Here is a 13,018-nt window from a genome sequence, read left to right on the forward strand (position 1 = left end):
TAACCAACCCATCGAACTAGACTTAGTATATGTTTATAATGATAATGCCCCGCCTCTACGACTACTCCAGTCATTATTCGGTATATATAATGGACATATTATGAAAAAACTTATTCTTTCAGTACTTGCTGCATCCCTACTTTCAGGCTGTGGTAGCGTTGCACTCATGACCAAAACTAGCGAACTAAAAGCACAGCCCGAAATGTTAATCAAAACAGATGGCGATTTTTGGGGTTTAGGCCAAGAAGGTAGCTTTGATGTGGTAGGGAAATACACAGGTAAATACGACCGTAGCTCATCAGGCTCAACTTGGTTTAACACGATCAGCACTACAGAAGGCGACATGGTTGCCGAAATTACCCGTACAGATAATGGCAAAACGTGGATATTGGTATGCAGTGGTGGCGGTACAAGTGTGAATATTGGCGGTTTATCATTCGGCGGTAACAACCCATACCGTTGTGATATTAGCATCGATGGTAACACCGTGGGCGAATATGAAATGAAACCATCAAGCGCGGCAATCACACTGGATGTAGCAAAATATGAATCAGGTATTGTCCGTATCAACAACGAACACTTAAATGTAAAATCAGTGCATAAATCAGATGACCTATTCATGACAGTGGAAAAACCATTAGGTTACGTATTTGAGCAAGGTACGCAAAGTATTGCCGCCGTTCAAACCAATGGTTTACTGAGCTTACAAACACTACCTGACCTAACGGCTGACAAGCAAGACCTGATCGTAGTAGGCGCGATTGCAAGTGCACTAAGCTGGCGTCCAGAATAACCGAGATTATTGTCATGGCATGATAATATCGGATCAAAATAACAGGGCGGTGATCGACAGCCCTGTCATTATCACCGCTATAACCAGTAACAATTAATCCGTTAAATTACTCAACAATGCTTCGCAACTGGCTTTCATCATCAACAATTCTTCTTTGGGTAAACCAGCCTGACAAAACATGTTTAAAGGTACTGCTTTCGCTTGTTCTTTTAATGCTAATCCAGCATCTGTTAAACAAAGAATACGCGCTCGCTCGTCTTCTTTACTGCGTTCTCTGCGAATAAGTCCTTTCAATTCCAAGCGTTTTAACAAGGGTGTTAACGTACCTGAATCAAGGTGTAATTGTTCTCCTAATACTTTGACACTAATTTCGTCTTGCTGCCAAAACACCAGCATAGCTAAGTATTGCGGGTAAGTAAGATCAAGCGCTTTTAACATTGGGCGATATGCTCGTACCATTGCATTCGTTGCACTGTATAAAGCAAAACAGACCTGATTATCTAAGTGTAACATCGTCTCTTCATTAAATTCTGACATCAGGGTAACCTCTCTTAATTGACTTGCGCACAATATACTTAACTTTTATAAATGTCGATAGCTTTGCAGAAATATCCATACGACATCACAGTTAACATTATAACGGCTAATCCACATATCATTAAACACATAGCACCTTATCTCTAAACAAATAGCGCTAAACAAATAGCGCTGGCTGCCGATAATATCTACAGCAATACTTGGTCCATTTTTTACCGATACTATTTACCTATACTCTTTACCTATTCGGTGGCAATCAATGTGACACTCTGATTCGTCATTAAACGTCACGGTAACAATAAAAAATAACTATATAATTAATAACAAAAATAAATATTAGATTTTTAATATTACGGTCTAATTATTGCTTAACAGTATTCAGCGGAAGCAAAATTTGCCGCTATAAATTATAAACGACCAGAATAAGGCAGATTTAAGCTATGTTTAATTTTTTCAACTCAAATAAAGTCCCTCTTGGACAAGTTCTTATCTCAGAAACAAACTTAGCGGCACTGCAAAGTAAAGCCAATATGTTAGAACAATTACAGAGCAGTGGCGCACTGTCGATTGCTCAAGAAATCACTACAAATGCACAACAGGTAAATACCTCATCAGCGAAAAGATTAGGTAATATTGAACAAAATTTCGATTTAGTTCAGGGTTTTATGGAACAATCAAAAGGCATTGAAAGTCTTTCTAATGACTCTTTCAGTTCTGCGCAAAATACGGCCAGTATCTCTCAGACCGGTATTCAACAACTTCAAGAACTAACAGGAAACATTACCGACTCTGCTAAATTCATTGCTGAGTTCACCGTTCTGTTAGCGAACCTAGACGAGAACAATAAGAACATTGGTCAATTAGTTGACTCTATTAAAGGCATTGCCGATCAAACTAACCTATTAGCGTTAAATGCAGCCATTGAAGCGGCACGTGCGGGTGAACATGGCCGTGGTTTTGCCGTGGTTGCCGATGAAGTACGTGCACTTGCCAATACCGCAAACCAATCAGCCGATCAGATCCAAGGTGAAATGAAAAAAATCATGGATATTTCGGCAGCGATCATCAATAAACAAAAACAAGTAACCAGTATTATTGATGACAGCGTGGATATTGCGACAGTGACAATGCAGAGTTTACAAGAGTTGGTATCACAAGCGAATTCAAGCTCAAGTTTAGTTGAACAAACAATCAGTCAGGTTCAACAGCAATTAAGCCATTCACACACGATCCAAAGCGGTATGGAAGCCTTGATTAGTGATACACGTGAAGCATTAAGTGGTTCAGCAAATAATGTTCAGTTAGGTGAACAATTGGTGACTAAACTGCGTTTTTAATGTGAATTATTTTGCTCAGCAAGTTTTTGCTTGTGTGTATCAAGTACCAGCAGGTAAGGTTGCCACCTATGGTGATATCGCTAAATTAGCGGGAATGCCAAGCCATGCTCGTCAGGTTGGTAAAGTGCTCAGTCGCTTACCAGCCGATACTAAATTGCCTTGGTATCGTATTGTAAATAGCCAAGGCAAAATATCGCTACAAGATGATCGTGGTGATTATCAAAGGCAGCAACTCGCCGCAGAAGGTATTCTATTATCCGCACACGGTACTATTTCATTAAAAAAATACCGAATGTGAGCAACTAGCCCTGGGTAAAGCTTGATAGCATTTTATAATCCAGGGCGCTAATCTCTAGCGCATCAACCTGCGCAGTATCTGGACCTTCTCGTAACCAAATAATTAACTTATCCAATTCCGTTTTATCGCCAAAAACCTGCACTTCTACATCACCATTTTTCAGATTAATTGCATGCCCTGTTAAGCCAAGTTGCTGAGCTTGCTGCGCTGTCGCATATCGAAAGCCAACCATTTGCACTCGACCATGCACAATAATCTGATTACCTTGTTGTGACATAAACCCATTTCCTTTATCAAATTTGGTCACTATTTATTAAGTATATGTCTGCTTTCGCTATTTCGGCCACATTAATTTACTCAACAAACTGATATGACTCACAAAAATGTGCTTATTATGTATTTAAGATACGAAAAAGCCGAAATTTAATAGCGTGATTTGAAATACAACACCGAGACAAAAAATAACGTGGACGCTGCGCACACAGCCATGGTGTAATTCATAGTACTTGCGTCAACGCTATGGCTAATACTCACGACAGCACTCGATAACGCGCCTAACCCAAATTGTAATACCCCGTTTACACCAGAAAGAACGCCAGTATTACCTTGTGAATTAGCCAGCGCCGCAGAAATGGCATTCGCCGCGGTCAGCCCTAATAAACCGACATAGCAGACAACCCCAACCACCACATAAGCCAATGATAATTCTAAAAATGCTACCATCGCGAGATACATACCGACAATGAACAACAATCCCCCCGCAACAATCAATTTTGTCGTTGGGTCTACAGCTTTTAATAAACGCGCATTAATTAAGTTCATCACGATCATTGCCACTGCATTCAATGCAACCAACCAACTGAACTGTGTCGGCGATACACCAAAATATTCAATATAAACAAACGGCGAACCCGCAACAAAAGCAAACAAACCAGCAAACGCACTGCCTCCCGCTAAGATATAAGCCATGGTCATGCTATTTGCCAAGGTCTGTTTATAACCCTTTAACAATACTGCTAAATTAAATGGCTGACGACTTGATGTGACCTTCTTTGGCGGTATCAAACGTATTTGCGCCAACAGAGTGATAATGGCCAATCCGGCTAGAACAAAAAATATCCACTGCCAAGTACCAACCATTAATATATAACTGCCAATCATAGGTGCGATCATCGGCGCAATAACCACACATGCCATAACATAACTGATAATTTGGTTACTTTTTTGATTACCGTAAAATTGATAGACCAAGGCAAAAACAACCACAGAACTACCACTGGCGAATGCTTGAATAGCGCGCCAGAAATAGAGCTCATCAACAGTATCCGCAAAAGCAATCATGCAACTGGCGACAGCAAATAAGCTTAAACCACTGATCAGCAATTTTGCTTTATTGATTGAATCAGCTAATGCTCCGAGGACTAATTGCCCCATCGCAAAGAAAATAAGGTAGATAGCAACAGATGCTTCCATAGCATCAATACTGGTATTAAAAAACGTAGCCATACTCGGCAGCGCCGGTAAGTACATATCAATAGCAAAAGGCGATAACGAAAAAATCATCGCCATTAAGATCACAAATGGCCAAAATGCGAATGGTGTAGATGTTGTTGGTGTTGTAGATGTTGTTGGTGTTGTAGATGTTGTTGCTCGAATTTCCATATAAAAATCTCGTTATCGACTGTAATGAATACAGTCTAATTGAAAGTCGAAACAAGATTAATATAGAGAAAGTGGATATATTGTTTCCATATGACAAGTAATCAAGATTTAAAACATGACATTAAGGTTATAACAAGGTTATCAATGGAGGCTTAAAGATGGGCTTATAGCTGGATACATATAGGATAAGCCCCCTGACCAAAGGCCTTATCCATATCATGTATTCTTAGGTTTAAAATCTCACTTAATCGATTGACTGACTCTCTGAGCGATTAATTCAACTAACAAATGCGAATGTAGATTACGCTGAGTATAAGCCAGTTCTTGCTTGCCTGATTTGATCACAGACAGCCAGTGTTCTGCCATGCCAGCAAAGCCTTTACTGGTCAGCATAGGCGTCCAGTCAGCGAGTTTTACTTTACGCTCAACATCATCTTGCCAATGAATGCCTTCAACAAAAGAGTCAAACCTGTAGTTCTGGTTACGATAATGTGCCGAAACAGTCTCATTAGTTGCCCCATTCAATCGATTCATTGACGCATGAAAAATAGCATTATGCTGCAGCCACTGAACATCAAGACGCGCTAACTGGTTTGATACCTGACCTTGCTTATCGAATTGAGCCATGATGTGGAGATCGTCAGCTTGAACCGAAGCGTGAATATTTACGCTATCAAGAGGATGGATGAAATCGTCAAAGATAAACGTGCGGATGTCTCCAGTTAAGTTAAGACGGTTTTTCTCCCAACGCAAAGAAAGTAGCGGATTATCAATGTCACCCGAGCCTGATAACGTAGGTAAATATCGCTTGTAAAGCGGAATATAACGTCGGTTAAAGCCCATAAACAAAGGCGTACTCTTCTGCTCCGCGAGGTTGTGGAGCTTTTCACAATGGGCATACGTAGACGCGAGAGGCTTATCTACAAATACTGGGATCCCGTGGTTTAGAAAGAAGCTAGCAATCTCAAAGTGAGAAGACGTGGCGCTATGGATCATCACAGCATCCACAGAAGACTTTAATACATCTTGATAATTCGTATAGTAATCAGCAATACGGTATTTATCCACTAACTGCTTTAACTTTTCTGGGTTCCGGGTACAAAAAACTAACTCCACATTTTCCAGCTGAGTTAGTACCTGTAAGTGCGCTTTTTCAGCGATAGCCCCTAGCCCTATGACTGCTATTTTCATTTAAATCCCCCCACGACATTGTCATCTCACATTAGCACCAAGCCAAACGTTATAGCTAAAAGTAATTGGCCTAGCAAGCTCATAACCTTATCATTAATTAAATTAATCATTATATTCTCTGCAGAAGCTTCTGTAGAGAATATAAAAAATCCCTGAAAAGATCGCGAACGATCCTTTGCAGGGATATTAGTCATAACATTACATTTGCAACGCTATTTATAACACTATATTTATAACGCTAGGATTAACGTAAATCGTCAACCACGGCTAGCATTGCCACTAATGATGCTTCACCAAGCTTAATAGAACGCTCTGGTGACCAACCCATCATTGGATCTGGTAAGTTATCATTGTCTTTAAATGGCATTTCCATGGTATTAGCAAGACAATCAAATGTCTCTGCAACCCAGTGGGTTGCCACTGTCATGTTGGCTGTACCCGGTGCATCGACGTCATAACCAAATTCAGATTGGAAGTCTGCACTTGCTAGTTTGAACACCTCAGAGAAACGATCACGTAGTTTCGCTAATCTGTCGTTATAACTTGGCGTACCTTGTGAACCCGCAAGGAATACAAAAGGCAGTGCTTCATCACCGTGTACGTCGTAGAATAAATCAACGCCAGTTTCTTTCATCTTATTGATGGTGTGGAATACTTCTGGGCTTTTTTCTAAGCTTGGGTTTAACCATTCACGGTTAAGATTCACACCCAGTGCATTGGTACGTAGATGACCACGTGCGCTGCCGTCTGGGTTCATGTTTGGTACGATGTAGAAGTTAGCTTTGTCTAATAATGCTTTACCCGTTGGGTTATCACTATCAAGTAAGCTATGCATTAGGCCGTCAACTAACCATTCAGCCATTGTTTCGCCCGGATGCTGACGCGCAGTGATCCAGATGTTACGTTTGCCTTCAGCGCCATCGCCGATCTTAACCAAGGTTAAGTCACGTTTATCAATCGTTTCACCAAGGTGCTCTAGGCTTACTAATGGGTGCATTTGCACTGCCGCTAGCAGATCTTGATGACGTTCGTAGCTGTACGGGGCAAAGTAAGCAATTTGCATTGACTCACAATCCATATCAGCAATGATCGTTAATTTGCCATCTTTATAGAAAGTCGGAATACGGAACCAGTGCTGGCGATCATATGATGCTACTGCTTGGTAGTTATCCCAACCTTCTAGGTAAGACGCTTCACCTGCATTTAGGATATTCAGTGTGTATTGCTCACCGACTACACCTTCAATACGGAAGTTAAACCATTGGAAAAACTCTTCACCCACATCCGGACGGATCGCAAGTTGTACATCATTTTTGTCATCTAAATTAATGACTTCAATATTACCAGCATCAAAATTGGCGGTGATCCGCATACGACTTCCTTAATTCATATTTGAAATTGACTTAAGCATAAACGATCCCGTTGTAACTGGGTAGAGGAGATGTTTATTAAAACTGAAAAATTCCTTATTTAATTTCTAGCGTTTAACAAAAACCAGCACAAAAGCAACACAAATTACGATGAATCAGTCATAACCAACCATGTATTAACGCTCAAAATACTCCCTATAAATACCTGTAAGGGTGAATAGTAAAAATAAAAAAGCAACATCCATCCTTCATTCACACCTGCAACCTACCTCGTTAGTTATAATTTAAACGATAACTAAGCAAGACACTGGCATTAAAAGAACGGTCGTGCTAAAAATGTGTTTAGCGCTAAAAACGAAATAGAATTAATCAAAATAATAACCGATTCACCGCACCAAAACGATAAAAGTGATGCTTATGAGTAAAGGCCGTATAACCCGAGAACATATCCTAAATATCGCCTTCACCATTGCCAGTGAAACGGGGTTAGAGAGTTTAACAATTGGTCTACTTGCCAAAGCGTGTGGCATGTCAAAAAGTGGCTTATTTTCACATTTTAATTCCAAAGAAAACCTGCAAGTAGCGGTGATTGAATATGCCGGAGAATGCTTTAACGAACGTGTAATAGTGGCCGTTAGACGCGAGCAACATACCGACGTGAGTACGCGCTTACAATCATTGTTACACCACTGGTTAGACTGGAACCATTCGTTCCAAGGCAGCTGCATGTTTATGGATGCTTGGAAAGAAAGCAATAGTAACCAAGATGTATTACAGCAAACATTACGTAAGCAACTACAAACTTGGATCAGTTATTTAGAAATACAGATTAGCAAAGGCCAACAAAGTGGGTTATTTCGCCAAGACTTAGTGCCAAGACAAGCCGTATTTCAATTTTACGGCCTGTATTTAAGTAGTCACCTGTTCCATTCGATTGAACTTGAAAACAATGAACGAACGCTATTTTGGCAAGGCGTAACACAACTTTATAAGCAGTGGCAAAACACCGACACAATAAACTAACTTAGATTTAATAAATAAAGGGCGGTGACGCCTTTTAAACACAATTGAAATAGCACGACCGTTCTTTTAAGGTGTTATTTGAGGAATTTATCATGAGCAGTAATATTTATTTTAATACCCGCAACAAATTTACTATCCGCCGTAGCATGATCAATATTGGTACTCGATTACATCACAGCATTGCACCCGCTCATGCGTTAAAAACAGCACAAAACTTACTGCTAACGCCAGTACGTAGCACCTCTAAGAATGACGATCCTGTGGGTCTATTACGCTCGACACTCCTGACATCAGAAGGTCGTCTAAATACCTATCAAATGGGTAACGGTCCGGTTTGGATCTTAAGCCATGGTTGGTCTGGAAGTGCGAGTCAATTCTTCCCGTTAATGGAGCACATCGCCAGCCAAGGTTTTACCGCTCTGGCTTATGATCACCCCGCACATGGGCAAAGCGAAGGTCGCCATGCTCACTTGCCTGCATTTGTGCAAGCCTTTGATGAGCTTGTTGATAACGTCGATGATGTTGCGGGTATTATTGCTCACAGCATGGGGTCGGCATCGGTACTCGAAAGCCGTCATCCGAAAGTAGATGCGCTGCCACTGTTATTAATTGCACCGGTACTCAACTACGTGGATAACTTGTATGACATGGTGGGTAAATCAGGCTATTCAATGAAATTGTTTGGCGCTATGGTTAAGAATATTGAAGATAAATATCAATACAGCTTAGATACCATTAATCCTTACCAAAAATTAATCTCTCGCCAGCATAAAACCATTATTGTGCATGACAAGCGGGATAGATTTGCTGATTTCGCAACCTCTGAATCAGCGGCGAATGCAGCCAGCAATATCAATCTAATACCAACGAAAGGACAAGGTCATGGCCGTGTGATCCAATGTGATTCGACGATGGCTGCGTTTGATAGTTTAGTTTAATCCTCAATAATTGCTTGCTACCCCCTAGCCTAAAAAACAAAAAGCGCATCATGATTGATGCGCTAGGTCTATTTAAACTCACTATTTACATTAAGAGTTAAACAAAGTGTTACTGGCTAAAGTTAAGCGCCAATGGTCACCTTACGTGGTTGTAATGCTTCTGGTATCTGACGTTGTAGATTAATCGTCAGTAATCCTTGCGCCATCTCAGCACCCAATACCTGTACATGGTCGGCGAGTGCAAATTTGCGGCTAAAATCTGCTTGATTAATACCTTGATGCAACCATGTTGATGTGACGTCGACTGGCTGTCTTTTACCAGTAATAACAAGTTCATCAGCTGTCACGGTAATATCTATCTCTTCAAGTGAGAAGCCTGCTAGCGCCAACGTGATCTGATAATCTAACTCTCCCACGTGTGTAATGTTATAACGTGGGTAGTTGGTATCAATCTGTGTTTTCACCGCTGGAGCAGTGGCTCTGCTGCTAACACCTGCGTTTTTTGCCATCGACTTTTTAGCCTTGCACGCATCAGACCTACGCTGCGTAGCTAATTGTTGTTCAACTATTTGCTGTTTAACTATTTTTTGCGCCATATTAGCAAAGCGATCAAAGCCAACAGCGTGGCGATATAGGGGAGCGAAATCAAATGTAGTCATTGTAGTCATCTCTATTTTCCTCAAACAATAGATAGCGATAAGCCTGCTGAGCAGCACTTATATACCCAAGCCCTTCAGGTACTTGGGTGTAACGAGCTTAGCGAGAGTATCCCCACTAAGACGAATATAATTTATAAGGGTTCATGACACTGTTAATCTATAAACAGTGTTTATGCAGTATTATTCTGCAGATAGGGTTTTAGCGCCGTTAATGACAACTTTACGTGGTTTCATTGCTTCTGGCAGTTGGCGTTCTAAATCGATATACAACAAGCCGTTTTTCATGTCTGCCCCGTTGACAAAAACATGATCTGCTAGCTCGAATTTACGTTCAAAATTACGCTCGGCAATACCACGGTGTAAGAAAGTACGTTGATCGTCTTCTTTGGCCACGGTTGCTTTGGTGCCTTTTATTAATAACTCATTATTTTGGGTTGAGATATCAATTTCCGCTTCATCAAAGCCTGCAACAGCCATGGTAATACGGTAATTATTGTCATCGATCTGTTCGATGTTATACGGAGGAAAGTTATTGCCAGACTGGCGATTTGATGCAGCCGTTTCAGCAAGTGCTGCTAAACGTTCAAAACCAATTGCACTGCGGTATAGGGGAGTAAAGTCAAAAGTACGCATAAGTATATTCTCCATTGAGCAATATCATCATTGTCACTAAGCCAAATTAGTTTGCACCTAGTCATGATGTATTTCATTTCTTTTCTGTGTGTTTTCATTAAGCACAACTAACTCCGTTAGGCAGTTGCTGTGACTTTAGTTTTTTCGGTTAGGCCTCGAAAGCGCCTAAATAATAGATGTGGATGCTGAGGTTTATTTTCAAGTAAATAATCGCGATATTTTTAAATTAATATTTAACACGTTGAAATATAATCGATTATATTTTACAGGATCACTTACTTTTTAACCAAGATGATCACGACGCGTGCGTTTATTAGAATCATTAATTACAATTGTGACGTCTGATGACAAATAAATTTATCATTGTCATTAAACTGTCAACATCCGCCGTTACTTTAGAGACCAACTAAGTCTGTAGTTAAAAATTATAAAGAGTGAATATGACATTGCGGTGACAGCCTGATAATTCCAGCGCAGTGATAAACACGGATAATTTAACGAAAGGTAATCGATATGAGAAGCATGGGTATATTTTTAGATGAAGTGCATTTTCCGCTTGGTTTTCAACAACAAAACGCATTTAATCTAGATGAATCACAGTTATTAGAAAATTACGGTTTAACAATGCTACGGCTACAAGAAGGCGAGATCTTACCCGCCACTGCTGACGAACATTTCTTTCTCGCAGAACTTGATGGTGAATTCGAATTAACCTCTGATTTTGCCCGATGCTGGCGCAAATATAATCATAAGATCACCCATCCCAATACATTACGCAACTCAATCACTAAGCGCAGTGCAAAAAAGCCAAGTCGCGATTATTTTGTTGATGAACTATCCACTCTAGAAGATATTGATAATACTTATGATGAGTTAGATTTGGATTCATAACTTCCTTTATATTGACTAACAAAACGCACCTTCTTCTTACTTACAAAAAGAGCAATAGAGGTGCGTTTTCGGTTCTATTGAACACGCCATCCAATTCCCCGTGTCTTTATTATCATCACATTAGCATCAGAAAGTACAAGCCAGAGACTTTAAAGCAATACAAACTGCCCATATATACCCAAGCTACTTCAAGATGTACAATCAGCATTGAAGTAGTTTGGGTATATGTATAAAATACAGTAATAAACCATAATTAATTGTGCGTTACCGTTTCGTTAACTTGCCGCTATCTGTGTTCAATAAGGAATCACCATGGATTTTATACAAATACCTATCACCGTATTCTTAGTCTTCGTCGCACCACTGTGGCTAGTTTTATACTACCGCAGTAGACGCCAAAGCAATCAAGGTTTGACTCCGAAAGACAAAGATAAGCTACAAACCTTAATTAGCCGTACCGAGCAATTGCAAGATCGCGTTATCTCACTAGAGCAGATTTTAGACGAAGAATCGCCAAAATGGAGAGACAGATGAGCACAAAACCACTATATCGAGACACAGAAAATGGCAAGTTAGGTGGTGTATGCGCAGGCATAGCGGTGACCTTTGGTGCTGAAGTCTGGCTGGTCCGATTGATCTTTGTTTCCTTGTTTTTCTTCACTGGCTTTTTCCTTGCCATATTAATCTATATCATTGCCTGTTTACTGCTCGAAAAGATGCCAATTAAAAAGCAGCAACAACAAAGTATTTATGCCAACCACTCGATGAAAACCAAACCATGGCAACAAGGGCATTCTGCCGAGAAGCTGCTCGAGAACATAGCCGCCGAGCTTGATGATATTGATAACGGTCTACAGAAAATGGAAAATTATGTTATTTCTTTTTCCTATAAAATGGATCGGGAATTTAAACAGCAGTAGCAATTAGACTTGCTGCACGGCGTTGGTGATCAGAACTTTAGCTATAACAACTAAAGGGTTTATTTTTCGTGTGCCATTACAGTTGTAATGGTATTGTTAATAAAACTCAAACAAACATTTATAGTCAAAGGTAATTTCATGATTAAACAAATTATGCCCTTTATTTTAATGTTAGTGTTAGCTGGCTGCACAACAACTAAATACGTAAAAATCACGCCACTAACCAAAATTGTCACTGGCGATCTGAGCAATTTTGCCCAGCAACAACATACCTTTGCTTGGTACCCGAACCGCAGCAAAACCTTCCTGCCTGACAGTGTCAATAAAACCTTGTTTACTGAATATACCCAAGGTGCTATCACCCAAATAATGCAAGATAAAGGCTACACCTTAGTTGACGCCCCCCAACAAGCTGACTTTCTTATCGGTTATGGCTTAGCGATCGAATCCGAGCTATCTGATGAAGAAATCTTTGATAAAGTCGGTAATAAGGTTGGCTTAGTCCTTAATCACCTTGATCCAAAAGAATTCCAAAAAGGCAGCGCATTTATTGCATTTTATCAACCGCAGACACTGCAGCCCCAATGGCAAGTATTAGCGCAAGGCATCGCCAAAAATAAAGTCTCAACCGAGGAACGTAAAAAGAATATTTATGCGGTAATGCACTCAATGCTTAACAGAGTACCGACTCGTGTAGCGAAATAACCCATATCGAATCAGCTTTATATTTTATAGATTGATAAAAACCTACCCGTAATCAATAAAA

16 protein-coding genes are annotated in these 13,018 nt (G+C 40.2%); 9 read left to right on the forward strand and 7 right to left on the reverse strand.

Annotation, left to right across the window (positions count from 1 at the left end; translation table 11 throughout):
- Positions 1 to 100 precede the first annotated feature (100 nt).
- A complete protein-coding gene (locus PE36_RS03255; protein WP_006030529.1) occupies positions 101 to 793 on the forward strand; it encodes a hypothetical protein in 693 nt (230 codons plus the stop codon).
- Positions 794 to 886: 93 nt separating this feature from the next.
- Here the strand turns inward: PE36_RS03255 and PE36_RS03260 are convergent, their stop codons facing one another.
- On the reverse strand, positions 887 to 1,330 hold the full coding sequence (locus PE36_RS03260; RefSeq protein ID WP_006030530.1) for a MarR family winged helix-turn-helix transcriptional regulator: 444 nt from the start codon (positions 1,328 to 1,330) through the stop codon (positions 887 to 889).
- A gap of 665 nt (positions 1,331 to 1,995) precedes the next feature.
- Here PE36_RS03260 and PE36_RS03265 point away from each other — a divergent pair.
- Together PE36_RS03265 and PE36_RS03270 are read left to right on the forward strand one after the other, a co-directional pair.
- Entirely contained in the window at positions 1,996 to 2,667 is a 672-nt protein-coding gene (locus PE36_RS03265; RefSeq protein WP_369751260.1) for a methyl-accepting chemotaxis protein, read from the forward strand.
- A 1-nt stretch (position 2,668) separates the two neighbouring features.
- The gene (locus tag PE36_RS03270) at positions 2,669 to 2,965 is read left to right on the forward strand and encodes an MGMT family protein (RefSeq protein ID WP_006030532.1); all 297 of its coding nucleotides are present in this window, start codon (positions 2,669 to 2,671) and stop codon (positions 2,963 to 2,965) included.
- A gap of 4 nt (positions 2,966 to 2,969) precedes the next feature.
- On the opposite strand, the gene yccX is transcribed toward PE36_RS03270, so the two are convergent.
- The 4 genes from yccX to PE36_RS03290 form a co-directional block, all read right to left on the reverse strand.
- Entirely contained in the window at positions 2,970 to 3,242 is a 273-nt protein-coding gene (gene yccX / locus PE36_RS03275) for an acylphosphatase (RefSeq protein ID WP_043993789.1), read from the reverse strand.
- Positions 3,243 to 3,388: 146 nt separating this feature from the next.
- Entirely contained in the window at positions 3,389 to 4,627 is a 1,239-nt protein-coding gene (locus tag PE36_RS03280; RefSeq protein WP_006030534.1) for a Bcr/CflA family efflux MFS transporter, read from the reverse strand.
- A gap of 240 nt (positions 4,628 to 4,867) precedes the next feature.
- Positions 4,868 to 5,818 carry a Gfo/Idh/MocA family protein gene (locus PE36_RS03285; protein WP_006030535.1) on the reverse strand — a complete coding sequence of 317 codons (951 nt, stop codon included), beginning with the start codon at positions 5,816 to 5,818 and terminating at the stop codon, positions 4,868 to 4,870.
- A gap of 244 nt (positions 5,819 to 6,062) precedes the next feature.
- Positions 6,063 to 7,190: a M14-type cytosolic carboxypeptidase gene (locus tag PE36_RS03290; protein WP_006030537.1), complete on the reverse strand. Its 1,128-nt coding sequence runs from the start codon at positions 7,188 to 7,190 to the stop codon at positions 6,063 to 6,065.
- 415 nt (positions 7,191 to 7,605) lie between these two features.
- Here PE36_RS03290 and PE36_RS03295 point away from each other — a divergent pair, with 415 nt between their 5' ends.
- Together PE36_RS03295 and PE36_RS03300 are read left to right on the forward strand one after the other, a co-directional pair.
- Positions 7,606 to 8,211, forward strand: a complete 606-nt coding sequence (locus tag PE36_RS03295; protein WP_043993792.1) for a TetR/AcrR family transcriptional regulator — start codon at positions 7,606 to 7,608, stop codon at positions 8,209 to 8,211.
- A 92-nt stretch (positions 8,212 to 8,303) separates the two neighbouring features.
- The gene (locus PE36_RS03300; protein WP_043993794.1) at positions 8,304 to 9,149 is read left to right on the forward strand and encodes an alpha/beta fold hydrolase; all 846 of its coding nucleotides are present in this window, start codon (positions 8,304 to 8,306) and stop codon (positions 9,147 to 9,149) included.
- A gap of 122 nt (positions 9,150 to 9,271) precedes the next feature.
- Here the strand turns inward: PE36_RS03300 and PE36_RS03305 are convergent, their stop codons facing one another.
- Positions 9,272 to 9,817 (reverse strand): Hsp20 family protein, encoded by a 546-nt coding sequence (locus PE36_RS03305; RefSeq protein WP_043993796.1) that lies wholly within the window; start codon positions 9,815 to 9,817, stop codon positions 9,272 to 9,274.
- Between the two features lie 171 nt (positions 9,818 to 9,988).
- Positions 9,989 to 10,441: an Hsp20 family protein gene (locus tag PE36_RS03310; protein ID WP_006030541.1), complete on the reverse strand. Its 453-nt coding sequence runs from the start codon at positions 10,439 to 10,441 to the stop codon at positions 9,989 to 9,991.
- Positions 10,442 to 10,954: 513 nt separating this feature from the next.
- Between PE36_RS03310 and maoP the strand changes: the two genes are divergently transcribed.
- The 4 genes from maoP (at position 10,955) to PE36_RS03330 (ending at position 12,957) form a co-directional block, all read left to right on the forward strand.
- Complete coding sequence (gene maoP / locus PE36_RS03315; RefSeq protein WP_043993797.1) at positions 10,955 to 11,332, forward strand: DUF413 domain-containing protein; 378 nt, start codon at positions 10,955 to 10,957, stop codon at positions 11,330 to 11,332.
- Positions 11,333 to 11,644: 312 nt separating this feature from the next.
- The gene (gene pspB, locus PE36_RS03320) at positions 11,645 to 11,866 is read left to right on the forward strand and encodes an envelope stress response membrane protein PspB (protein ID WP_006030543.1); all 222 of its coding nucleotides are present in this window, start codon (positions 11,645 to 11,647) and stop codon (positions 11,864 to 11,866) included.
- Positions 11,863 to 12,252, forward strand: a complete 390-nt coding sequence (gene pspC, locus PE36_RS03325; protein ID WP_006030544.1) for an envelope stress response membrane protein PspC — start codon at positions 11,863 to 11,865, stop codon at positions 12,250 to 12,252. The genes pspB and pspC overlap by 4 nt, the downstream gene beginning before the upstream one ends.
- A gap of 138 nt (positions 12,253 to 12,390) precedes the next feature.
- Complete coding sequence (locus PE36_RS03330; protein WP_043993798.1) at positions 12,391 to 12,957, forward strand: DUF4136 domain-containing protein; 567 nt, start codon at positions 12,391 to 12,393, stop codon at positions 12,955 to 12,957.
- Positions 12,958 to 13,018 lie beyond the last annotated feature (61 nt).

This window comes from Moritella sp. PE36 (assembly GCF_000170855.1).
Classification (GTDB): domain Bacteria; phylum Pseudomonadota; class Gammaproteobacteria; order Enterobacterales; family Moritellaceae; genus Moritella.